This is a genomic window from Allosphingosinicella sp. (assembly GCF_036403745.1).
Taxonomy (GTDB): domain Bacteria; phylum Pseudomonadota; class Alphaproteobacteria; order Sphingomonadales; family Sphingomonadaceae; genus Allosphingosinicella.
On record NZ_DASWQI010000077.1, the window covers coordinates 1 to 19,792 of the forward strand.

Annotated in this window: 18 protein-coding genes and 1 pseudogene; 3 read left to right on the forward strand and 16 right to left on the reverse strand. The window is 70.5% G+C overall.

Features of this window, described 5'->3' with window-relative positions; genetic code table 11:
• The 5 genes and pseudogenes from VGC56_RS14750 to VGC56_RS14770 all read right to left on the reverse strand — a co-directional run.
• Positions 1-587, reverse strand: a pseudogene (locus VGC56_RS14750) (bifunctional salicylyl-CoA 5-hydroxylase/oxidoreductase); the annotation flags it as partial.
• A 72-nt stretch (positions 588-659) separates the two neighbouring features.
• On the reverse strand, positions 660-2,102 hold the full coding sequence (locus VGC56_RS14755) for a hypothetical protein (RefSeq protein WP_464126095.1): 1,443 nt from the start codon (positions 2,100-2,102) through the stop codon (positions 660-662).
• The gene (locus tag VGC56_RS14760; protein WP_464126096.1) at positions 2,089-2,829 is read right to left on the reverse strand and encodes an ABC transporter ATP-binding protein; all 741 of its coding nucleotides are present in this window, start codon (positions 2,827-2,829) and stop codon (positions 2,089-2,091) included. Before VGC56_RS14760 ends, VGC56_RS14755 begins: the two co-directional genes overlap by 14 nt.
• 95 nt (positions 2,830-2,924) lie before the next feature.
• On the reverse strand, positions 2,925-3,566 hold the full coding sequence (locus tag VGC56_RS14765) for a glycoside hydrolase family 73 protein (protein WP_464126098.1): 642 nt from the start codon (positions 3,564-3,566) through the stop codon (positions 2,925-2,927).
• Positions 3,567-3,984: 418 nt separating this feature from the next.
• Positions 3,985-4,434: a MaoC family dehydratase gene (locus VGC56_RS14770; RefSeq protein ID WP_464126100.1), complete on the reverse strand. Its 450-nt coding sequence runs from the start codon at positions 4,432-4,434 to the stop codon at positions 3,985-3,987.
• Between the two features lie 93 nt (positions 4,435-4,527).
• Here VGC56_RS14770 and VGC56_RS14775 point away from each other — a divergent pair, with 93 nt between their 5' ends.
• Entirely contained in the window at positions 4,528-6,117 is a 1,590-nt protein-coding gene (locus VGC56_RS14775; protein WP_464126102.1) for a serine hydrolase, read from the forward strand.
• Between the two features lie 21 nt (positions 6,118-6,138).
• Here the strand turns inward: VGC56_RS14775 and VGC56_RS14780 are convergent, their stop codons facing one another.
• From VGC56_RS14780 to VGC56_RS14825, 10 genes are all read right to left on the reverse strand, one after another.
• Positions 6,139-6,468 (reverse strand): hypothetical protein, encoded by a 330-nt coding sequence (locus tag VGC56_RS14780; protein ID WP_464126104.1) that lies wholly within the window; start codon positions 6,466-6,468, stop codon positions 6,139-6,141.
• 101 nt (positions 6,469-6,569) lie between these two features.
• On the reverse strand, positions 6,570-7,253 hold the full coding sequence (locus tag VGC56_RS14785) for a hypothetical protein (RefSeq protein ID WP_464126106.1): 684 nt from the start codon (positions 7,251-7,253) through the stop codon (positions 6,570-6,572).
• Between the two features lie 73 nt (positions 7,254-7,326).
• Positions 7,327-7,710 (reverse strand): VOC family protein, encoded by a 384-nt coding sequence (locus VGC56_RS14790; RefSeq protein WP_464126108.1) that lies wholly within the window; start codon positions 7,708-7,710, stop codon positions 7,327-7,329.
• Between the two features lie 69 nt (positions 7,711-7,779).
• Positions 7,780-8,841 (reverse strand): endonuclease/exonuclease/phosphatase family protein, encoded by a 1,062-nt coding sequence (locus VGC56_RS14795; protein ID WP_464126110.1) that lies wholly within the window; start codon positions 8,839-8,841, stop codon positions 7,780-7,782.
• Between the two features lie 88 nt (positions 8,842-8,929).
• Positions 8,930-9,694, reverse strand: coding sequence for a hypothetical protein (locus VGC56_RS14800; RefSeq protein ID WP_464126111.1), 765 nt, complete (start codon positions 9,692-9,694; stop codon positions 8,930-8,932).
• Between the two features lie 81 nt (positions 9,695-9,775).
• On the reverse strand, positions 9,776-10,876 hold the full coding sequence (gene ychF, locus VGC56_RS14805; protein WP_464126112.1) for a redox-regulated ATPase YchF: 1,101 nt from the start codon (positions 10,874-10,876) through the stop codon (positions 9,776-9,778).
• Positions 10,877-10,882: 6 nt separating this feature from the next.
• The gene (locus VGC56_RS14810) at positions 10,883-12,388 is read right to left on the reverse strand and encodes an MFS transporter (RefSeq protein WP_464126114.1); all 1,506 of its coding nucleotides are present in this window, start codon (positions 12,386-12,388) and stop codon (positions 10,883-10,885) included.
• Positions 12,389-12,419: 31 nt separating this feature from the next.
• Positions 12,420-12,917, reverse strand: a complete 498-nt coding sequence (locus tag VGC56_RS14815; protein ID WP_464126115.1) for an AAA family ATPase — start codon at positions 12,915-12,917, stop codon at positions 12,420-12,422.
• Between the two features lie 4 nt (positions 12,918-12,921).
• Positions 12,922-13,527 (reverse strand): TIGR02466 family protein, encoded by a 606-nt coding sequence (locus tag VGC56_RS14820; protein ID WP_464126117.1) that lies wholly within the window; start codon positions 13,525-13,527, stop codon positions 12,922-12,924.
• Complete coding sequence (locus VGC56_RS14825) at positions 13,524-15,080, reverse strand: sodium:solute symporter family transporter (protein ID WP_464126118.1); 1,557 nt, start codon at positions 15,078-15,080, stop codon at positions 13,524-13,526. Before VGC56_RS14825 ends, VGC56_RS14820 begins: the two co-directional genes overlap by 4 nt.
• A 195-nt stretch (positions 15,081-15,275) precedes the next feature.
• Between VGC56_RS14825 and VGC56_RS14830 the strand changes: the two genes are divergently transcribed.
• A complete protein-coding gene (locus VGC56_RS14830; RefSeq protein ID WP_464126120.1) occupies positions 15,276-17,699 on the forward strand; it encodes a zinc-dependent metalloprotease in 2,424 nt (807 codons plus the stop codon).
• Between the two features lie 91 nt (positions 17,700-17,790).
• Here the strand turns inward: VGC56_RS14830 and VGC56_RS14835 are convergent, their stop codons facing one another.
• A complete protein-coding gene (locus tag VGC56_RS14835) occupies positions 17,791-18,678 on the reverse strand; it encodes a LysR substrate-binding domain-containing protein (protein WP_464126121.1) in 888 nt (295 codons plus the stop codon).
• 102 nt (positions 18,679-18,780) lie between these two features.
• Between VGC56_RS14835 and bla the strand changes: the two genes are divergently transcribed.
• Complete coding sequence (gene bla, locus VGC56_RS14840) at positions 18,781-19,662, forward strand: class A beta-lactamase (protein ID WP_464126123.1); 882 nt, start codon at positions 18,781-18,783, stop codon at positions 19,660-19,662.
• Positions 19,663-19,792: the final 130 nt, after the last annotated feature.

Below are 19,792 nucleotides of genomic sequence, written 5' to 3' on the forward strand. Positions count from 1 at the left end.
CCGGCATCGAAGCGATAGGCGTGAGCCCAGACCCACCCCGCCTCGGTCCGCTCGAAGGCGAAGGTGAAGGCTTCGAAGACCTGCTCGGTGCCGAACCAGAAGAAGCGGTTGCGGCGCAGCTGCACGTCGACACCGAAATGCGCTTCATAGGCGTTGCGGATGCGGCTGTTGGCGCCGTCGGCGGCGATGACGAGGTCGTAATCCGCCCAGTCGGAAAGGTCGGCGCTCGCCTCCTGCTCGAAATGGAGCCGCACGCCGAGCGCGCGCGCGCGCTCCTGGAGGATCGCCAGCAGCCGCTTGCGGCCGATGCCGATGAAGCCGTGGCCCGACGAGCGGATCGTTTCGCCGTGGACGTGGACCTCGATATCGTCCCAATGGGCGAATTCGTCGTGGATGGCGGCGCCGGAAACGGGATCGTTCGCCATCAGATTCTCGACCGTCTGGTCGGAGAAGACGACGCCCCAGCCGAACGTGTCGTCGGCGCGGTTGCGCTCGAACAGGTCGATGGCGTGCCGCGGGTCGCGCAGCTTCATCGATATCGCGAAACAGAGCCCGGCGGGGCCGCCGCCAAGGCATGCGATACGCATCCGCGCACCTCCCGATTGCTTTAGGCCTAAAATGTTTCGGCAGCGGATGCAATCGCGCGGAAGCGTGTGCCTTCAGGCGACGACGTAGACGGCGGCGGCCGTCGCCACGCCGGCGAGGACCGAGAGGAGCAGGCCGAGCAGCGACGTCAGCAGCGAGCCCTGGCGGCGGCGGAAGGTGCTGCGCTTGGCGGGTTTGCCGAACTTGAGTTCGAGCCACCCGGCGGCGAGCCCGCCCACCAACGTCCCCGCATAGGCGATAAGGGCGGCGAGCGGCTCGCCGCGCCAGGCGATGACGATCGGCAGGATTGCCGCGACCGGCGCCACCGTCGCCAGCGCGGCGGCGAGCTTCATCCGCTTGATCTGGCGCGGTTCGACGGGGGAGACGGCCAGCAGGTCCGGCGCATCCTCGGCGGAGATGGTGAGCCAGGCGATGCTGCCGCACAATTGCCCCGCCGCGACCACGCCGACGCCGGCAAGGCCGGGCGTGGCGAGCGCCGCCAGGTCGTTGTGCCGCGTCGCGAGCAGCACGAGCGGGAACAGATAGATGAGCCGCAGCAGCACGACGAAGACGATCTCGGGCTCACGGCTCAGCAGCCTCAGTTCCTTCGCGATCACCGTGCCCAGCAGGCCGGCGCGGAAGGCGGGGCCGCGGGCGCGCGCCGCCCGGCGGCGTCCGCTGCGCTCGCCGGCACTCTGGAAGCTGGCGAGGAAGTGGGTGCGGAACAGCCAGGAGGTGAGGGCGAAGAGGGCGCCGGAGACGGTGACGACCAGCAGCAACGGCACGATCTCGCCGAACAGGCCGCGGCCGGGATAGGCCGACCAGCCGCTGACGCCCCAGCCGTGGCCGCGCAGCCAGTCGGCAATGCCCGCGACGCGGTTGCGGCCCGGGCGGTGGTTTCCGGCGAGCTGCGACGTCAGGTAGATCGCACCGCCCATTCCCGCGGCGACGATCTGCCCCACCGTCCGCGCGCCGCGCGCGCCGATGGTGCGGACCATCGCCACCGCCAGCCCGAGCCCCAGGCACGCCGAGAGCATGGCGAGCGCCGCGAGCAAAGGCACGAGCGCGAACAGGCGCGGATGGCCGAGCGCCGCGACCGGCATCGCCAGCGGCAGGAGCAGCAGGCAATAGGTCGTGGCGGCGGTGGCGGCGATACCGAGCATCTTCGCCGCCAGCACCCGCCCTTCGGGGATCGGCGAGGAAAGGAGGAGATCGAGGTCGGTCTTCTCGAACAGGGTGCGCAGCGCCGTCATCAGGCTCTGCGTCGTCATGAAGGTGAGGAGGACGAGGAGGGCGGCGTTGCCGAAGACGAGCCAGGCCGGCTTCGGTACCAGCGGCACGCCGCGCAGCAGGATTGCAGCCGTCACGCCCATGAGGAAAAAGGCGAGCAGGAGGACGAGGCGGATCCACTTGGAGAAGCCGGTCCGCCGGCCCGCGCGGAAGCCCAGCCGGACCTCGTGGAGGACCAGCCAGGCGAGCGATCCCGGCGTCGGCCGGACGGCCTCAGGCAGCCGCATCGGCCCCGCGCGCGGTCAGGTCGAGGAACAATTCCTCCAGCGTCAGGTCGCCCGCGCCGGCACCGGTTCGCAGTTCGGCGAGCGTGCCCTCGGCGCGCAGGCGGCCGCCGTCGATGATGCCGATGCGGTCGGCGAGCCGCTCGGCGACCTCGAGGATGTGGGTGGTGACGATGACGGTGGCGCCGCCGCGCACCTGCTCCTGCAGCATGTCCTTGACCGAGCGCGCCATCGCGGCGTCGAGCCCGGTCAGCGGTTCGTCGAGGACCAGGAGGCGCGGCTTGTGGATGAGCGCGCCCGCCAGCGCCACCTTCTGCTTCATCCCGCGCGAGAAGCCTTCGCAGCGCGTCGCCCGGTCGTCCCACAGGCCGAGCCAGCGCAGCAGCCGCTCCGCCTCCGCCGACGCCTGCTCCGCCGGCACCGCCCAAAGCCCCGCGACGAAGGCGAGATATTCGAGCGGCGTCAGCTTGTCGTAGAGCATCGGCTCGTCGGGGAGCCAGGCTGTGATCGCCTTGGCCGGCCCCGGATCGGCGAGGGCGTCGATGCCGAAGATCGAGATGCGGCCCTTGTCCGGCCGGGTGAGGCCGACGACCATGCGCAACGTGGTGGTCTTGCCGGCGCCGTTCGGGCCGAGCAGCGCATAGAGCTCGCCCGGGCGCACGCGGAGGTCCAAATCCTGGATAACCGGCCTGTCGAAGCTCTTCGCGAGCCCGCTCAGCTCCAGCGCCATCGGCTCTGTGGAGGGTGTCGGGGGGTGTTCAGCTCGATCGCTCATCCCCGACGAATAACCGCTGCCGCCGCCGCGTCAAAGCGGCACGCCTCGGCTCAAGGCCCGCCGGCGGCGGCGATCTTGCGCATCACGCTCGTCAGCACCTCGGCATAATTGGGCGCGGTGGCATAGCCGGCCTTCGCGATCGCGGCGGCGAAGGCGTAGGGATCGCCGCCGGTGCTGAAGGCGGGGGCGTATCGTTTGGAGCCGGCGAGGAGCCGGCCGTGCGCCATGAACGCGCTCGCCGCGTCGGGATAGGCGCGGAACCAGTCGCGCACGACGTAATCGTATTTCCCGTCCGGCCGCTTGGTGATCGAGATCACTTCCGGGAATTTGCGGTGCGCGTCGGCGAACACCTCGCGGGTGCGCAGGAGCTGGCGGATCGCTTCCGGGTCGCTGCCCTTCGCCTTGATGCCGAAGAAGTTGAATCGCGGCGCGCTCTTGCCCCAGCCGGATTCCAGCGCGGCCTGGCCGAGCGTCACCAAAGCCGGCACCCCGCTCGCCGCTTCCGAAGCCGTGGCCGCCGGGCCGTAGACGGCGATGAACGTCTTCGGATCGAGCGCCTTGCCCGATGGGGTGGGGGTTGGGGACGGGGACCGGGACGGCTGTGGCTGTGGCGCCGGCTGGGGCTGTGGCTGGGGCCCGGCCTGAGGCTGGGGCGGCGGAAACGGTCCGATCACCGGTCCGCGGCAGCGCACTACGGCGAAATAGACCGACTGGTTGCCGTCGAGCGCCAGCCGTCCGTCGGGCAGCGTGCGGATCGGCTTGGCGCGCGAGCATTTCCCAGATCGGTCTCTGCATCGAGCAGGAGTTCGTTGCCCACCGGCACGACCTACTTGGGCGGGAGGTGCCACAATCCACGCCGCAGATTGGCCCGGCCGATCTCGTCAAGGACCTTGGGTCACAGATCGGCGGACGCGACCCCGCGGGCAACCGGCTGTCCTCGCACGGCGAGGTAGCCGAGCAGCCGGCGCCCCGGAAGCGACAGGCGAACCATGGATGGGCGCCGAGGCGGCCGACGACGGCAACCCTGCGCCTTGGACCCCAACCATTTGAAATAGAGCCGATTCACGCTCTCGGCGGAAGCGCAAAGCTTCCGCCTCAAACGATCAGGCCCTAGCTTGCGGGCCTGCGCCGCATCAGCACGATCGAAGTGAAGGTTAGGACCGGGACATTGTCCTGGTTCGTCACCGTCGTGAAGGTGCGGAAGGAGCCGAGATCGGGCTTGCTGCGCGATGGGCGCTTGTCGACGATGCGGCCCGTCACGTGGAGCGTGTCGCCGGGATAGACCGGTTTCAGCCAGCGCAATTCGTCGATGCCGGGGGAGCCGAGCCCGGCCTGCTCCTCCTTGACGACATGGCGCGCGATCACCGCCATCACCATCGCGCAGGTGTGCCAGCCGGACGCGGCTAGGCGCCCGAAATGGGTCTTCGCCGCGGCTTCGTCGGAGAGGTGGAAGGGCTGCGGGTCGTATTTGCGCGCGAAGTCGAGCACTTCCTCGCGCGTCACTTCGTAGCTGCCGAACTCGGTCTCGCGTCCGACTACAATGTCTTCGAACCAGATCATCGTACTTCCCTAGCAGAAGGCGCACGGCTGGCCAGAGCGGTTGCGGGGCCTGCGGGAATGCGGCACCTTCGCCGCGAGCAGGAGGGGGCGAGGATGGCCGGAGAAATGATGCTGGATCGGCGCGGGGCGATGGCGCTCGGTGCGGGAGGCCTGGCGCTCGCGGCGCGGCCGGCCTGGGGAACGGCCGCGGCGGCCCCGCCCGTCGACGCGATCGTCCAGCGTTTCATGGCGGCGTTCGACATACCCGGCATCGCCGTCGCCATCGTCCGGCACGGGCAGCCGGATTTCGTCCGCGGCTATGGCGTGCGGCGGCTTGGGCGGCCGGAGCGGGTCGATGCGGACACCGTGTTCTCGATCGCCTCGAACACGAAGGCCTATACTGCGGCGGCGTTCGCCATGCTGGTCGAGGAGGGGAAGCTCGGCTGGGACGATCCGGTTGTGAAGCACATGCCGGACTTCGCGCTCGCCGATCCGGCCGCCACGCAGATGATGAGTGTGCGGGACCTGCTCTGCCACAGGAGCGGCCTCGCGCTCGGCGCCGGCGACCTCATGCAGTTTCCCAAGAGCGACCGGACGCCGGAAGAGCTGTTGAAGGCGCTGCCGCACCTCAAGCTCGCCCGCGGTTTCCGCTCCGGCTACGCCTATGACAACATCCTGTACGTCGTCGCCGGCATCCTCATCGAGCGTAAATCGGGGATGGCGTGGACCGACTTCATCGCGAACCGAATCTTCCGGCCGCTGCGCATGCCGAATGCGGTCGCCAACCTTCCGCTGGTGCGGACCGCCAACATTGCCGCCCGTCACGCCCGGCTCGGGCCGCCGCTGCGGGGCTTCGGCAGGATGGAGGTGATCGAGCCGGACGAGGGTGCAGTGGTCGCTGCCGCGGGCGGTATCCAGGCGAGTGCGCGCGACGCCGTGCCGTGGCTGAAGACGCAGCTCGGCAAGGGGCAGGCGCCGGGCCTGCCGCGGCTGTGGAGCGAGAAGCAGTCGGACGAGATGTGGACGCCGCAGGTCCTGACTGGGGCGAGTGCCGGGGCGCTGCCGGAAAATCCGATGCGGGCGGTGCTCCAGGGCTATGCGCTCGGCTGGTTCGTCCGCCCCTATCGCGAGCGCCGGCTCGTCTGGCATTCCGGCGGGCTGTCGGGGCAGATCACCCAGACGGCTCTCCTGCCGGATCAGGGAATCGGCCTCGTACTGTGGTCGAACGTCGAGGACGGCGCGCCGATTTCCTACCTGCGCTACGCGCTCCTCGACCATCTGCTCGGCGCCCCGCCGCTCGACTGGATCGCGGCGACGCGCGCGGCCAAGGCGAAGAGCGAGGCGGAGGCGCGGGCGGTGGTCGCCGCGAGCGGAGAGGTGAAGGCGCCGCCCGGCGGCCCAAGCCTGCCGCTCGCCGCCTATGCCGGCCGCTACACCGACCCATGGTACGGCGAGGTGGCGGTCAACGAACGGAGCGGCCGCCTGTGGATCGACTTCACGCGGACGCCGGTGTTCAAGGGGTGGCTCGAGCCTTGGGGGCCGGACAGCTTCCGCACCCGCTGGGCGAAGGGGGCCGGCGAGGACGCCGTTGTCCATTTCCTCGTCGAGAGCGGCGGGGTGACCCGGATCGCGATGAAGGCGCTCTCGCCGCTCGCCGACTTCAGCTACGATTTCCACGATCTCGATCTGCGGCGGGTGCCGTAAAGGTTGCCGCACCGGGCGAGGTCAGTGCGGCGCGGGCTTCACGACGAGACGGCCGCCGATGTCGACGAGGCTGTAGACGCCGTCCGGCGCGAGCCGCTGCCACTCCGTGTAGGCGCGGTCGCAGCGGAACCAGCGCGGCTTGTCGCCGTCGAAGCGCGCCGTCCAGACCTGACCGGGCTTGAGCAGCATCGTGTCCGCGATCGAGCTGCCGTTCCTGCGCATCCCGCATTCGATGCGCACGCCGGTGTCGTTGCGCACCGTGACGCTGTGCTGGCCCGGCGCATCGGCAGCCGCCGCGGACGCCGACAGAGCCGCCGCCGCAATGCCTAGAAAAGCGATCGCTTTCGTCATGATTGGCCTCCCCACTCCGGGAGGAGCGGCCCGCCGCAAGGCGAGTCTTCGCTCCGCCTGCCGCGAGTATGAAGCGGAAACGGGGGAAGTGCCAGAGGGTCTCAGAAAAGGCGCTTCCCGCTACTCCCGCGTGTCAGCGTGCGAAGGGGCCGAGGTCGTGCGGAAAAGCTCTTTTCGCTCCGGGCGAGGCTGCGCGATGCCCCGATTTTGCCGCTGCCGAGATCATATTCGTAGAATTCCGCGCGGTACTTCTGCGGACAAGAATCTTCCCAAGGCTGGCGGGCCATGACGATCAGGCGCTTCGGGGAAAGCCACTTCACGGCTGCGACGTTGCTGTAGCGGCCAAGGTCGCAGCTCTTCGGTGGATTGAGCCGCCTTCGAAAAGGCGCGCCGAGCGGCCGTGCGCTTCCGCCGGCGCCGAGCACGAACAGGTCGCCGTTCATGCTCACGGCAACGCGGCGGGAGTCGGGCGACCAGAGGATGTCGCCGCTCACCTGGTTATGGCCGCGCAAGCCGCGGGAGGCGACCCGCCCGAACAGGCGCACCGAGAAATTTACCGCGAAGTTACCCTTCCGCTCATCGCCATGCTCCGCATACCGGACGATGACCCTGGAGCGGCCGTCCGGCGAGGGCACGACGAGCGTGCCATCGGCCGGCGCGTCGGGCGACCGGTGCCAACGCATCGACTCGCCGATCGATACGCCGTGCCCAGCGAAGAGGCTGGGCTGTAGCGGGCGTTCCGGCAACAGGAGCAGTAGGAGCGGGACTGAGGCGAGGCCGATCACGCGCACGAACGTACGCCGGACCCACCGCCGAAGCTATCCTGGCGGTTGGCCGACGAAGCTCTGAAACTGTCCCTCAGTCCGGCGCCCTGTGGACCGCGCAGATCTTGTTGCCGGCGGGATCGCGCAGATAGGCGAGGAAGAGCTTGATGCCCATGCCTTCGCGAATGCCGGGCGGGTCCTCGCAGGCCGTGCCGCCGTTGGCGAGACCCGCGGCGTGCCAGGCCTCGGCCGCTTCGGGGGAGGGTGCGGCGAAGCCGATGGTGCTGCCGTTGGCGCAGGAGGCGGGGCGGCCGTCGATCGGCTTGGTCAGCGCCAAGACGCCGCTGGCGCTGCGGTAGAAGATGCGGCCGTGATCGTCCTCGCGGCCCGGCTTGATGCCGAGCGCGCCGAGCGCCGCGTCGTAGAAGCGGCGCGAGGCGGCGACATCGTCGGCGCCGAGCATCACGTGGCTGAACATGCATCTTCCCCCTCTGTCCGGTCGAGGCGGTGCGATAGCGGGTCCCGGCGGTCCTGTCGAAGGGCGCGATCAGCGGCAGGTAGGGAGGAGGGGGAGCTTCGGCGCCGCGCTCGTCCAGCTGAGGCGGTAGGTGACGAGGAAGCCGTCATGGTCGGAGAGCGTGTCCCCCCTCCACGGCTTGTCGAACATCGCTTCGACCCGCGCGGGCTGGACGGCGACGCCGCCGCCGCTTTCGAAGCCCTGCAGATCCTCGGTGTCCATCCACGGCGCGTCACCGTCCCACGAGATGCGGACGTCGCAACCGGCGGCCTTCTGGAGGCAATAGCGATGGACGAGCGTGTAGGGCATCACCGCGGCGAAATGGGCGAAGCGCGCCGGCGCGTGGCGCATGTTGAGGTCGCCGCCGAAGATCATCGGATGGGCCTTGTCCCACTTCGCCTCGATATAGCGGTGGAGATCGTCGACCTGCAGGCTGTGCGCCTTGAGCGAGCGGTCCTGCGAGACACCGGCGTGGCCGCGCGAATTGAGGTGGGTGTTGAAGAGGTCCAGTTCGGCCGGCGCGCCGGGCACGGCGACCCGGACATGCATGACGCCCTTGTTCGAGAGGCAGTCGAAGCCGGCGCATTCGCGGCTTCGGAACGGCTCCCGGTCGCTCGCTACCAAGGGGAGGTCGCTGAGGATGTAGAGGCCGCCGGAGAAGATCGGCTTCCATTCGCCCTTGGTTCGCTTCCTCTTGTCGACGAGCTTGGGGTCGGCATCCTCGCTGGTCGGCGGGCGGCGCGTGTGGGCGGTCGGGCCCTTCACATAATTGCGGTAGCCGGCACGGGCGCCGATCCGCGCCGCCTCGCGGGAGAAACTCTCCTGGAGGAGCACGATGTCCGGGGCTGTGCCCCTGGCGCGCATTGCGGCAAGCTCGCGTCCGATCTCCCTGAGCCGCGGGGCGCGGTGGCCCTTGGCGGGCCAGGGCATGCCCTCGACGTTGAAGGTGAGGATGCTGAGCGTGGTCGACGCGCGGCCTTCGGCGGCGGCACGCGGCGGCGCCGGAAAGCAGGCCGAAACGCGCTGCTTCTGCGGGATCGCGCAGCCAGTCGCGGCGAGGGCAAGGAGGAGGGCAGTCGCGCGGATCGTCACGGCCGCCCCGTTGTCGCGGTGCCGATGACCGGACCCTGAACCCCGAGGCAGGAACTCCCAGTCGGGGCCGACGCTATTCGTCCGCGCATCAAATGCCCTTGAGGTTCCAGTGCACGTCGATCCGAACGTCGCGTCCCACGGTTTGCCGTCCGTCACGCGTCAGCGGCGCAACCTTTCGGGCGGCTGCGAACTGATAGGTGGCGAGCAGCATCTGCCGGGTCGCCGCGCCATCGAGCGGCTGGAACCAGGCGACCTCGCCATCCCTGCACAGGAGTTCGCGGCTCGGCTGAACCCGGCACGTGATAGTCACGTGAGGCTGCACCTCATTCCGCAGCGCCGCCTCGGGGTACAACTGGTCCATGTCGAGGCCTGCCGGCGAATCCTCGAAGACGAGGCTCTCGGCGGAAACGGTTTCGGCCGGCTGCGGCGGCGGCGCTGCGTCGCCGGCCGCGATGACCTCGCTGAACAGCATGAAGGCCTTGCCTGCGAAGTCGCGCGACTTCCACGCGCGAACCCGCAGCGCGTGGACACGCTCGTAAGCGCCACGGACGATGAGATCGCCGCCGGGTTCATACAAGGACCGGGCTAGGCTGTCGGCGGCGGCGTAGAAGTCGCTCCAGCGCGCCAGGCCGCCGAGGGATTCGGCGCGAACGCAGCGTATCGGCTCGCCGTTGGCGTGGACCTCGCATGCCAGCTTCACCGTCATCGGCCTTTCCGGCGGCCGCGCGAGGGGCGCGATCGTGGCGGCGCGCACGGAGGCGCTCGGTGCCAGGACGATGTCGCCAGCTTTTGCTTCGATGGGCGCGGGAAGGCGGGCATCGGGAGCGGGGGCGAGGCCGAGCAGCAGAAGCATCGCTCAGGAACGTACGTCAAAGGATGCAGGCACCGCTAGAGCCCGCGCGCTCCCCGGCGCCCGAAGCGAGCCGTGCCAGACTCAGACGTTGAAGCGGAACAGCATTACGTCGCCGTCCTGGACCACATAGTCCTTGCCCTCGGAACGCAGCTTGCCCGCCTCCCGCGCCCCCGCCTCGCCGCCGCAGGCGACGAAATCGGCGAAGGCAATGGTCTCGGCGCGGATGAAGCCGCGCTCGAAGTCGGAGTGGATGGCGCCGGCGGCCTGCGGGGCCCTGGCGCCTTTCTCGACCGTCCAGGCGCGCGCTTCCTTCGGGCCGGCGGTGAAGAAGGTGATGAGGTGGAGGAGATCGTAGCCGGCGCGGATGACTCGGGCGAGGCCGGTCTCCTCGAGGCCGAGGTCGGCGAGGAACTCGCCGCGGTCCTCGGCGGCCATCGTGACGATCTCGGCCTCGATGGCGGCGGAGACGATCACCGCGCCGGCGCCTTCCGCAGCGGCCTTTTCGAAGACGCGGGCGCTGTGGGCATTGCCCCCGGCCGCATCGCCCTCGTCGACGTTGCAGACGTAGAGGACGGGCTTGGCGGTGAGCAATTGGGCGCGGTCGAGGGCGACCTTCTCCTCGGCGTCGCGCGGCTCGGTGAGGCGGGCGGGCTTCGACTCGCGCAGCAGCGCCAGCGCCTGGCCGAGGACGGAGGCCTGGACCTTCGCCTCCTTGTCGCCCTGCTGCGCCTTCTTCTGAAGGTTCGGCACGCGCTTTTCGAGGCTGTCGAGATCGGCCAGCATCAGCTCGGTCTCCACGGTCTCGGCGTCGGCGATCGGATCGACGCGGCCTTCGACGTGGGTGACGTCACCGCCTTCGAAGCAGCGCAGGACGTGAACGATCGCGTCCACCTCGCGGATGTTGCCCAAGAACTGGTTGCCGAGCCCCTCGCCCTTGGAGGCGCCGCGCACCAGGCCGGCAATGTCGACGAATTCAAGCTGGGTTTCGATTTCCTGCGCGGACTTCGCGATGCGGGCGATCTCGTCCAACCGCGGATCGGGGACGGCGACGCGGCCCACGTTCGGCTCGATCGTGCAGAAGGGATAGTTGGCCGCCTGCGCCGCGGCGGTCTCGGTCAGCGCGTTGAAGAGGGTGGACTTGCCGACGTTGGGAAGGCCGACAATGCCGCAGCGGAAACCCATGGGACCTTACCGATAAAGAGGAGGGGCGCGCCGCCCGCGGCGGCTTGCCCCGCCCGATAGAGGCTGGCAGCGGCGATTTCCAGCCTCTACGCGCCCGGCGTCGATCTCGCGCGGGCGCAGCAGCAGGAGCGCGGAGAGGCCGGCGATCGCGGCGGCGGCCGCAGCGACGATGGCGGCGGTGTCGAAGCCTCCCGCGAGCGCCTCGCCGCGCGCGCCGAGGACGCCGCCGAGGAGCGCCGTGGCGATGAGGCCGCCGGTGCGGGCGACGGCGCTGTTGAAGCCGTTGGCGGTGCCGACATGGTCGCGGTCGACCGAGGCCATGACGGCGGTGGTCAGCGGCGCGACGGCGCAGGCCATGCCGATGGCGATGACAAGGACTGCGGGGAGGGCGGTGGTCCAGTAGCTGCCGTCGCCGCCGATGCGGGTGGCGATGAGGAAGCCGGCGGCGACGATCAGTGGGCCAATCGTGAGCGGCAGGCGCGGGCCGGTGCGGGCGGCGAGGGCGCCGAGCGGGCGCGAGGCGAAGCCGATGACGGCCGGGAGCGGCAGCAAGGCCGCGCCGGCGGCGACGGGCGAATAGCCGTCATGGTCGATGAGGTAATAAGGGAGGAGGACGAAGAGGCCGCCCAAGGCCGCGTAGAGGAAGAAGGTGAGGAGGGTGAGGCCGGCGAAGCTCGCCGTGCCGAAGAGGGAGAGCGGCATGATCGCCCGTTCCCCGCGGCGGCGCTCGATCCAGACGAAGGCGAGGAGGGCTGCGGCGCCGACGAGGGCCGCCGGGAGGCCGCTGCCGTCGTCGGCGGTGCCGGAGAGGAGGGTCAGGCCCCAGGTGAGGGCGCCGAGGCCGACCGTGGCGACGGCGACGCCGAGCCAGTCGAGCGGCATCGGCCGCGCCTCGCTGCTCTCCTCGACGTAGCGCAGGCCAAGGAGGATCGCGGCGGCTGCGAGGGGGAGGTTGATGAGGAAGATGCTGCGCCAGCCGACAGCGCCGACCAGCCAACCGCCGAGCAACGGCCCGAGTGCGCCGGCGATGGCGCCGGCCGCCGCCCAGGTCCCGATCGCCCGCCCCCGCGCCTCCCCGGCGAAGGCGGCGCCGAGGAGGGCGAGGCTGTTGGGCATCAGCATGGCCGAGGCGATGCCCTGCAGCACGCGGCCGGCGTGAAGGAGGGGGAGGGTGGGGGCGAGGGCGCAGAGGCCTGAGGCGACGGCGAACAAGGCGATGCCCCAGAGGAACAGCCGCCGCCGCCCGAACCTGTCGCCGGCCGCGCCGCCGAGGAGGAGGAGCGCGCTCAGCGGCAGGAGGTAGCCGTTGACGATCCACTGCAGCCCGGCGGCCCCGGCATGGAGGTCGGCGCCGATAGCGGGGAGGGCGACGTTGACGACCGAGCCGTCGACGAAGGAGAGGCTCGAGGCGAGGATCGAGGCGGCGAGGGTGCCGGCGCTGCCGCGCGAGGGGCGGGGCGGCTGGGCGGCAGCGGTGCCGCCGTCGCAGGGCGCCGCGATCGCTCCGGTCATCGGCGGTCCTCCATAGGACCCGTGTACCCGCTCACAGGGCTGCGAGCCAGCGCACCGCCTCGCGGGGGCGGCGGAAGCGGAGGAGGGTGCCGGTGAAGCCCGGGAGCCAGCTGACGATCCGCTGGCGGCTGTGTCGCCGGAAGCGCAGGACGTGGAGAATGAAATCGGGGCGGAGTTGTTCGGGGCAGCCCTCGGCCATGCTCGCCCGCACTTTGCCGCGATGGTGCAGGGCTCTGCGCGCAATGCGCCAGAGGCAGAGCCGGGTCGGAAAGTCGAGCCAGATCACAATGTCCGCCCGCGGCAGCCGGAGGTTGAGGGTGCCGCCGTAATTGCCGTCCATCACCCAGCGCTCGCCCGCCGCCAGGGCCTGCATTTGCCCCGCCCAGGTCTCGTCGTCCGGCTCGATCCAGCCGGCGCGCCAATAATGCTGGTCGAGGTGGATGAGCGGCAGGCCCGTGCGGCGGGCGATCTCGGCCGCCATGGTTGACTTACCCGAGCCCGGCGAGCCGATGACGAGCACCCGCTCCACCGCCTTACACCCGATAGTTGAAGCTGATGCTGATCCGCTCGTCGCGCCCCGTGCCGGGGACGACTTCGTGGCGGAGCCAGCTTTCCCAGAGGAAGACGCTGCCGGGCTGCGACTGGGCGTAGACGAAGGTGCGCAGATCCTCCGGCGCGTCGCCGCGGCGGGGCGGGGCGGCCATCAGCATCGGCAGGCGCGGGTCTTCGAGCTTCAGGGCGCCCGCGCCGGGCGGGACGGCGACGTAGCAGGTGCCGGAGACGACGCTGTGGGGGTGGATGTGGCCACTATGCGCGCCGCCGGGCTTCAAGACATTGACCCACAGGCTGTCGAGCTTGAGGCGCTTCCCGCCCAGGTCGAAGGCGCAATCGGCGGCGAAGGCGGCGACGTGGCGGTTCAGCGCGCGGACGAGGTCGGCAAAGGCGGGGTCGCGCTGCGGCAGGTCGTTCAAGGAGGCGTAGGAGGTGTAGCCGCGATAGCCGTGCGCCTTCGACCAGCGGCGGCCGGCCTCGTCCTCGGCGGCGAGGGCGCGGCAGGAGGCTTCGAGCTCTTCCACCAGCTGAGCGTCGCCGAGCGACCCTTCGTAGAAGCGGGTGGCGAAGAGGCTGCGGCTGGTCATGCCGCCTCGATAGCCGAGCGCGGGGCCTGCTTGCCAGCGGCACAGGTCGCAAACGCGATGGCCGTGCCGAGGCAGAGCTGGAACGGAAAGGCCAGCGACTTGAAAAAGGCCGGGAGGCCGAGCGTGTCGACCACGAAGGCCTGCTGGAGGGCGATGGCCGCGAAACCTGTCGCGAGCGCCCACAGCACCGAGCGGGTCGAGCCGCGGCGGGTGAAGAGGGCGGTGAAATAGACGCCGAGCAGGCCGGAATAAGCGAAGCTCATCACGCCGAGGACGAAGGCGAGGAGCGGAGCGGCGGTGTAATGCTGCCAATAATAGCAGAGCACCGACATGGCGAGGAGGGCGAGGGCCATGACCAGCTGCCCGATGCGGCCGGCGAGGACGTAATGGCTTGCGGCACGCGGGCGGCGTCGCTCGCTCCAGGGGCGGTAGAAATCCTCGACCAGCACCGAGGCCATCGAGATCAGCTCGGAATTGATCGCCGCCGCTGCCAGCACGCCGACGGCGACGAGGCCGCGTATGCCGGGCGGGACGTGGGTGAGGATGTAGTGGAGGAAGATGGTGATCTTCTCGCCGTGAAACTCGCCGCTGGCGGCGACGGCGGCGCTGCGGCCCATCAGGTCCGGCCGGTCGTAGAAGATGTAGAGGAGCGAGCCGATCGCCATGAACAGGAGCACCACCGGCACCGAGGCGAGGACGCTGGCGTAGAGCGCGCGCTCGCCCGCGCGGCTGTCCTTGCAGGCGAGGAGGCGCTGGGTCGTGTCCTGGTCGAGGCCGGTGCTGGCGAAGAAGAGGAGGACGATGCCCGTCGAGGTGGCGAGCAGCGAGAAGGAGTGGGAGAGATCGAGCGACAGGTCGACGAATCTGAGCTTGCTCGCGCCCGCCGGCGGGGCGGCGAGGGCGTGGACGATTTCGCTGCTGGACGCGGGAATGCCGGTCCAGAGCAGCCACAGGACGATCAGCGCGGCGCCGGTGTAGAGGATGACCTGGACCAGATCGCTCCAGATGATCGCGTTCAGGCCCCCGATGAAGGTGAAGGCGAGGCCGAGGGCGACGAGGGCCAAGGAGGCGAGGATGACGCTGCCCGGCGCGATGTCGGTGAACAGGATCATCGAGACGGCGATGGCGGCGAGGTACAGTCGCGCGCCGCTCGCGAACACCCGGCCGACGAGGTACATGCCGCCCGCGGCGCGCATCGCGCGGACGTCGTAGCGGGCGCTGAGCAATTCGTAGCAGGTGGTGGCGCCGAGCGCGTAGAGCCGCGGCACGAGGATGCGACCGGCGAGGAAGGCGCCGAGCAGGGCGCCGCCATAGCTGGTGAGGTAGGTGTAGTCGCCGCGATAGCTGTAGTCCGGCGCGCCGAGGAAGGTGGCGGCGGACTGGGTGGTCGAAAGGACCGAGATGGCGACCAGCCAGACGGGGACGCGATGGCCGGCGAGGAAATAATCCTCCGCATTGCGCTGGCGGCGGGTGGCGAGCCAGCCCGCAAGCGCGAGCAGCGCCACATAGGCGCCGACCACTCCCCAATCGAGCGCGGTGAACTGCGCCGGCATCGTCTCTCCCTTGTGCCGGTCATGGGGCGGGGGCGGCGCGGTTGACAAGGTGCTGAACGGGGACAGTCACCGGCCCCGCCAGCGTGCGCGAATTTACGAGGTCTGCGCGGCCGGTGACTGTCCCCTCCCTCTGCCGCTCGACAGCGTTCGGAGGCAACCTTAGTGTCCCCGTTCCGCATTCCCCCCGGAGCCTCCATGACCCTGCGCCTCGCCCTGCTGCCTCTCCTCCTCGCGACCGCCGCCCCAGCTATCGCCGCCCCGCCTCCCGCACCCGCCGCCGCGGCGCCGCTGCCGGAGATGCAGGGGTTGCTGCCGGTGCGGGTCGATAGGAGCGGGGGCAGGGTGCTGCTGGTGCTGCCGGCGCCGGATGCGGAGGGGATTTCGGGGCGGTTCATCTACCTGACGGCGCTCGAGACGGGGCTCGGCTCGGCGCCGATCGGGCTCGACCGCGCGCAGGCGAGCGGGTCGCGGCTGCTGGTGTTCCGGCGGGTGGGGCGGAAGGTGGTGGCCGAGATCGAGAATCCGCGCTTCCGCGCCAGCGGGGCCGGTCGCGACGAGCAGGAGGGGGTGCGGCGCAGCTTCGCTTATTCGACGATCTGGATGGGCGACGCGACGGAGCAGCCGGACGGGCGGCTGGTGGTAGATGTCTCCAGCTTCCTGACCCGCGACGACATGGACATTGCCGGCGCGCTGAAACGCGGCGGCGGCGGGAGCGACTTCAAGCTGGCGCCGGAACTGAGCGTTGCCGACAGCAATTTCGTCAAGGTCTTCCCGGACAATATCGAACTTGAGGGGCGGCTGACCTTCACGGCGAGCCAGCCGACGCAGGAGGTCGGCAACATCGCGCCGGTCAGCGGCAATGTGAGCTTCATCGTCCGCCATTCGCTCGTGCGGCTGCCGGAGCCGGGCTACGTGCCGCGCCGCTTCGACCCGCGGACGGGCACGTTCGGCACGCAGGTCGTCGACTTCGCGCAGCCGCTCGGATCGCCGATCGTCTACGAGCTCGCCAACCGCTTCCGGCTCGAGAAGACCGACCCCGCCGCGCCGCGCTCGCGCGTGAAGAAGCCGATAATCTTCTACATCGACCGCAGCGCGCCCGAGCCGATCCGCTCGGCGCTGCGCGAGGGGGTGTCGTGGTGGGGCAAGGCGTTCGACGAAGCCGGCTATATCGACGCCTTCCGCGCCGAGATATTGCCCGAGGGCGCCGATCCGCTCGACGCGCGCTACAATGTCGTCAACTGGGTCAACCGGGCGACGCGCGGCTGGTCCTACGGCCAGGCGATCACCGATCCGAGGACCGGCGAGATCATCAAGGGCTCCGTGCTGCTCGGGTCGCTGAGGGTGCGGCAGGACCTCATCATCTACCAGGCGCTGGTCGGCGCGGCGAAGACGGGCACCGGCGGGCCGAACGATCCGGTGCAGGTCGCGCTCGCCCGCATCCGCGAGCTTGGTGCGCACGAGGTGGGGCATGCGCTGGGCTTTGCGCACAATTTCGCGGCGAGCACGCAGGGGCGCTATTCGGTGATGGACTATCCGGCGCCGCGCATCCGCCTGACCGCCGGGCTGCCGGACTTGTCGGATGCCTACGGGACCGGGATCGGCCGGTGGGACGCGTTCGCGGTGGGCTGGAACTATGCCGCCAGCGAGGCGGAGGCTCAGCAGCGGCTGAACGGGGCGTTGGCGGAGGGGCTGCGCTACGTCGCCGACGACGATGCGCGGCCGGCGGACTCGGCCCATCCGGCGGGGAGCCTGTGGGACGATGCCGGCGATCCGGTGGCGGAGCTGGGGCGGATGATGGCGGTGCGCGCCGCCGCGATCGCCCGCTTCGGGCCCGAGGCGCTGCCGGCGGGGGAGCCGCTCGCCGATTTGAGGCGCGCCTTCGTGCCCGTCTGGCTGCTTCATCGCTACCAGGTCGAGGCGGCGGCCAAGGTGCTCGGCGGGGTCGACTTCGTCTACGGCGTCAAGGGCGACGGGCGCGAGGACATGCGCCCGGTCGCTCCCGCGGCGCAGCGCAAGGCGCTCGACGCGCTGCTGGCGACGCTGACGCCCACGGCGCTCACCGTCCCGGCGGCGCTAGTGCCGCGTCTGTCGGCGGGCTGGTCTGGCAATACGGATCGGCAGCAGCAGATCGAGGCGCTGCAGAATGCGGGCGGGCCGATCTTCGACCCGCTCACCGCCACCGAAGTCGGCGCGATGGTGACGCTGACCGACCTGCTGGCCCCCAACCGGCTCAACCGGCTGGAGATCCAGAACCAGGCCGACCCGGCCTCGCCCAGCACGGCGGAGGCGATCGATCGGCTCATCGTGCAGGTGACCGGCTTCGGGGGACTGTCACCGGCTCAGGCGGGCGTGCAGCGCCGAATCGCCACCACCGCGATCCTGGCGCTCGCCCGGACGCAGCGCGACCCGATACTGTCGCCGACCCTGTCGCTGGCGCTGTCGGAGCGGCTGGCGCGGCTCGGGCGACAGCTCGCCGCGGTGCCCGGAGCCGGCGTGCAGGCGGACTGGAGCCGGGGCCTGGCGCGGCTGCTCGGCGACCGCGAAGCGCTGGACAAGGCGGCGGCCGATACGCGCCTCCTGCCCCGCATCCCGCCGGGCATGCCGATCGGGGAGGACTGACCTCTTTCTCCCCCTCCCGGATTTCCGGGAGGGGTCGGGGGTGGGCCTTCTGTCGCACGCAGGGCGCAAGTGCGCCGGCAAGGCCCACCCCTCAATCCCCTCCCGGAAATCCGGGAGGCGAGGTTGTATCCGTCAGCCAGTCTCTGAACCCCAGCATCGCTGCCGTGTCCGGCCGGGATTGGAGGCGGGTGAGCCAGTAGCTGCCGGCATGGAGGGCCGCCTCGAATGGCCGCACCAGCGTCTCCGCCGCCAGTTCGCGCGTGAACATCGCCGCCGGCAACAGGCCGACACCCGCGCCCGCGGCCGCTGCCGCGGCCATGGTGGGGGAGGAGTCGAAGACGGGGCCGCGGATGCGGGGCGGGGCGGCGCCGGCGGCGGCGAACCAGCGCGGCCATTCGTCCTGGCGGTAGGAACGCAGCAGCGGCTCGCGGGCGAGGTCGGCGGGGGTCTCGAGGCGGCGGGCGATGGCGGGGGCGCAGAGGGGGGTGAGCGGCGCCTCCAGAAGCGGTACCGCCTCGACGCCGTGCCAGGCGCCGTCGCCGAAGCGGATGGCGAGGTCGAGGCCTTCGCCGGCGAGGTCGACGCGGTTGTTGTTGGTGAGGAGCCGCAGGTCGACTTCGGGGTGGCGGGCGGCGAAGGCGGGGAGGCGGGGGAGCAGCCAGCCCGCCGCGAAGGTGCCGACGACGCCGATCGTCAGCACCTCCTGGAAGCGGCCGTCGGCGAAGCGCTCCAGCGTGCCGCCGATCCGGTCGAACGCCTCGCTCAGCACCGGGACGAGCGCGGCGCCCTCGTCGGTGAGCGCCAGGCCCCGCGGCAGGCGGCGGAAGAGGGTGACGCCCAATCGCGCCTCCAGCCCCTTTATTTGATGGCTGATCGCCGCCTGGCTGACGAACAGTTCGAGCCCGGCCCGGGTGAAGCTCAAATGCCGCGCGGAGGCTTCGAAGGCGCGCAGGGCATTTAACGGGAGGTTCGGCCGCATCTGCGTTAATCCATTAGATTTGCTTATGCCTGATCAGACGTAACATCGTTTGCGTGGCCACCGCCAGCGCGACACTTTCGGGCGCGAAAGGGAGGCTTCACCATGATCGAGAGACGGCAATTCCTGTTCGGCGCCGGCGGCCTGGGCCTGCTCGCCGCCGCCCCCGCATTGGCTACGCCGCAAGGGGCGTTCGGCGGGCAGCGTCTCGCCGCGCGGGTGGCAAGGCTGGAGCGCAGGAGCGGTGGTCGGCTTGGCGTGGCCGTGCTCGACACCGGCTCGCGGCACCGCTTCGCCCATCGCGGCGACGAGCGTTTCCCGCTGTGCAGCACATTCAAATTTCTGTTGGCGGCCGAGCTCCTCGCCCGCGCCGACCGCAGCGTCCTCGACCTCGACCGGCGGCTGCCGATCACCGCGTCGCATCTCGGCAATTCCGATTTCACGAAGGGCCGCGTCGGGCACGACGCGAGCCTGCGCGAGCTTGCCGAGGCGACCATCGACATCAGCGACAACGATGCGGCGAACCTGCTCCTGGCGGAGATCGGCGGCGCTGCCGCCTTCACCCGCTTCGCCCGCGCGATCGGAGACCCGGTGACACGCCTCGACGGCGCCGAGCCCGTGACGGACGCGCCGGGCGACCTGCGCGATACGACCAGCCCGAATGCGATGGCGGCAAACTTCGAGCGGATCGTGTTGGGCGGGGTGCTCAAGCCCGCCTCGCGCGCGGCGCTGACGCGGTGGCTTACGCACTCCAAAACGGGCGTAGGGCGCCTCAAGGCGGGGCTGCCGGCAGGCTGGCGGCTCGGCCACAAGACCGGCACCGGCATGCACGGCAGCTCGAACGACGCCGGCGTGGCCTGGCGCCCGCACGGCGCGCCTCTGATCGTCTCGGTGTATCTGACGGGATCCCCGCTGAACGACGCCGGCCGCGATGCGGTGATCGCGGATGTGGCGCGGGCCGCGGTGTCGGCGGCGTCAGGCGCGTAATTCCCCGTCCTCCCTGTCGCGTACCGAGGGGGAGGGGGACCATGCGAAGCATGGTGGAGGGCTAGAGGAGATCAGTATCAGCTTCCCCAGGCGGCCGCCTGCGGTGCCGGTCGTCGGGCGGCTGTGGGTT

What these genes read in the sequence shown, in the direction of transcription:
- VGC56_RS14755 (WP_464126095.1), bottom strand. Translation starts at nt 2,102, where the DNA reads ATGCGGCTGCCTGAGGCCGTCCGGCCGACGCCGGGATCGCTCGCCTGG.
- VGC56_RS14835 (WP_464126121.1), bottom strand. Translation starts at nt 18,678, where the DNA reads ATGCGGCCGAACCTCCCGTTAAATGCCCTGCGCGCCTTCGAAGCCTCC.
- VGC56_RS14800 (WP_464126111.1), bottom strand. Translation starts at nt 9,694, where the DNA reads ATGCTTCTGCTGCTCGGCCTCGCCCCCGCTCCCGATGCCCGCCTTCCC.
- VGC56_RS14825 (WP_464126118.1), bottom strand. Translation starts at nt 15,080, where the DNA reads ATGCCGGCGCAGTTCACCGCGCTCGATTGGGGAGTGGTCGGCGCCTAT.
- ychF (WP_464126112.1), bottom strand. Translation starts at nt 10,876, where the DNA reads ATGGGTTTCCGCTGCGGCATTGTCGGCCTTCCCAACGTCGGCAAGTCC.
- VGC56_RS14820 (WP_464126117.1), bottom strand. Translation starts at nt 13,527, where the DNA reads ATGACCAGCCGCAGCCTCTTCGCCACCCGCTTCTACGAAGGGTCGCTC.
- VGC56_RS14830 (WP_464126120.1), top strand. Translation starts at nt 15,276, where the DNA reads ATGACCCTGCGCCTCGCCCTGCTGCCTCTCCTCCTCGCGACCGCCGCC.
- VGC56_RS14810 (WP_464126114.1), bottom strand. Translation starts at nt 12,388, where the DNA reads ATGACCGGAGCGATCGCGGCGCCCTGCGACGGCGGCACCGCTGCCGCC.
- VGC56_RS14790 (WP_464126108.1), bottom strand. Translation starts at nt 7,710, where the DNA reads ATGTTCAGCCACGTGATGCTCGGCGCCGACGATGTCGCCGCCTCGCGC.
- VGC56_RS14780 (WP_464126104.1), bottom strand. Translation starts at nt 6,468, where the DNA reads ATGACGAAAGCGATCGCTTTTCTAGGCATTGCGGCGGCGGCTCTGTCG.
- bla (WP_464126123.1), top strand. Translation starts at nt 18,781, where the DNA reads ATGATCGAGAGACGGCAATTCCTGTTCGGCGCCGGCGGCCTGGGCCTG.
- VGC56_RS14770 (WP_464126100.1), bottom strand. Translation starts at nt 4,434, where the DNA reads ATGATCTGGTTCGAAGACATTGTAGTCGGACGCGAGACCGAGTTCGGC.
- VGC56_RS14760 (WP_464126096.1), bottom strand. Translation starts at nt 2,829, where the DNA reads ATGGCGCTGGAGCTGAGCGGGCTCGCGAAGAGCTTCGACAGGCCGGTT.
- VGC56_RS14775 (WP_464126102.1), top strand. Translation starts at nt 4,528, where the DNA reads ATGGCCGGAGAAATGATGCTGGATCGGCGCGGGGCGATGGCGCTCGGT.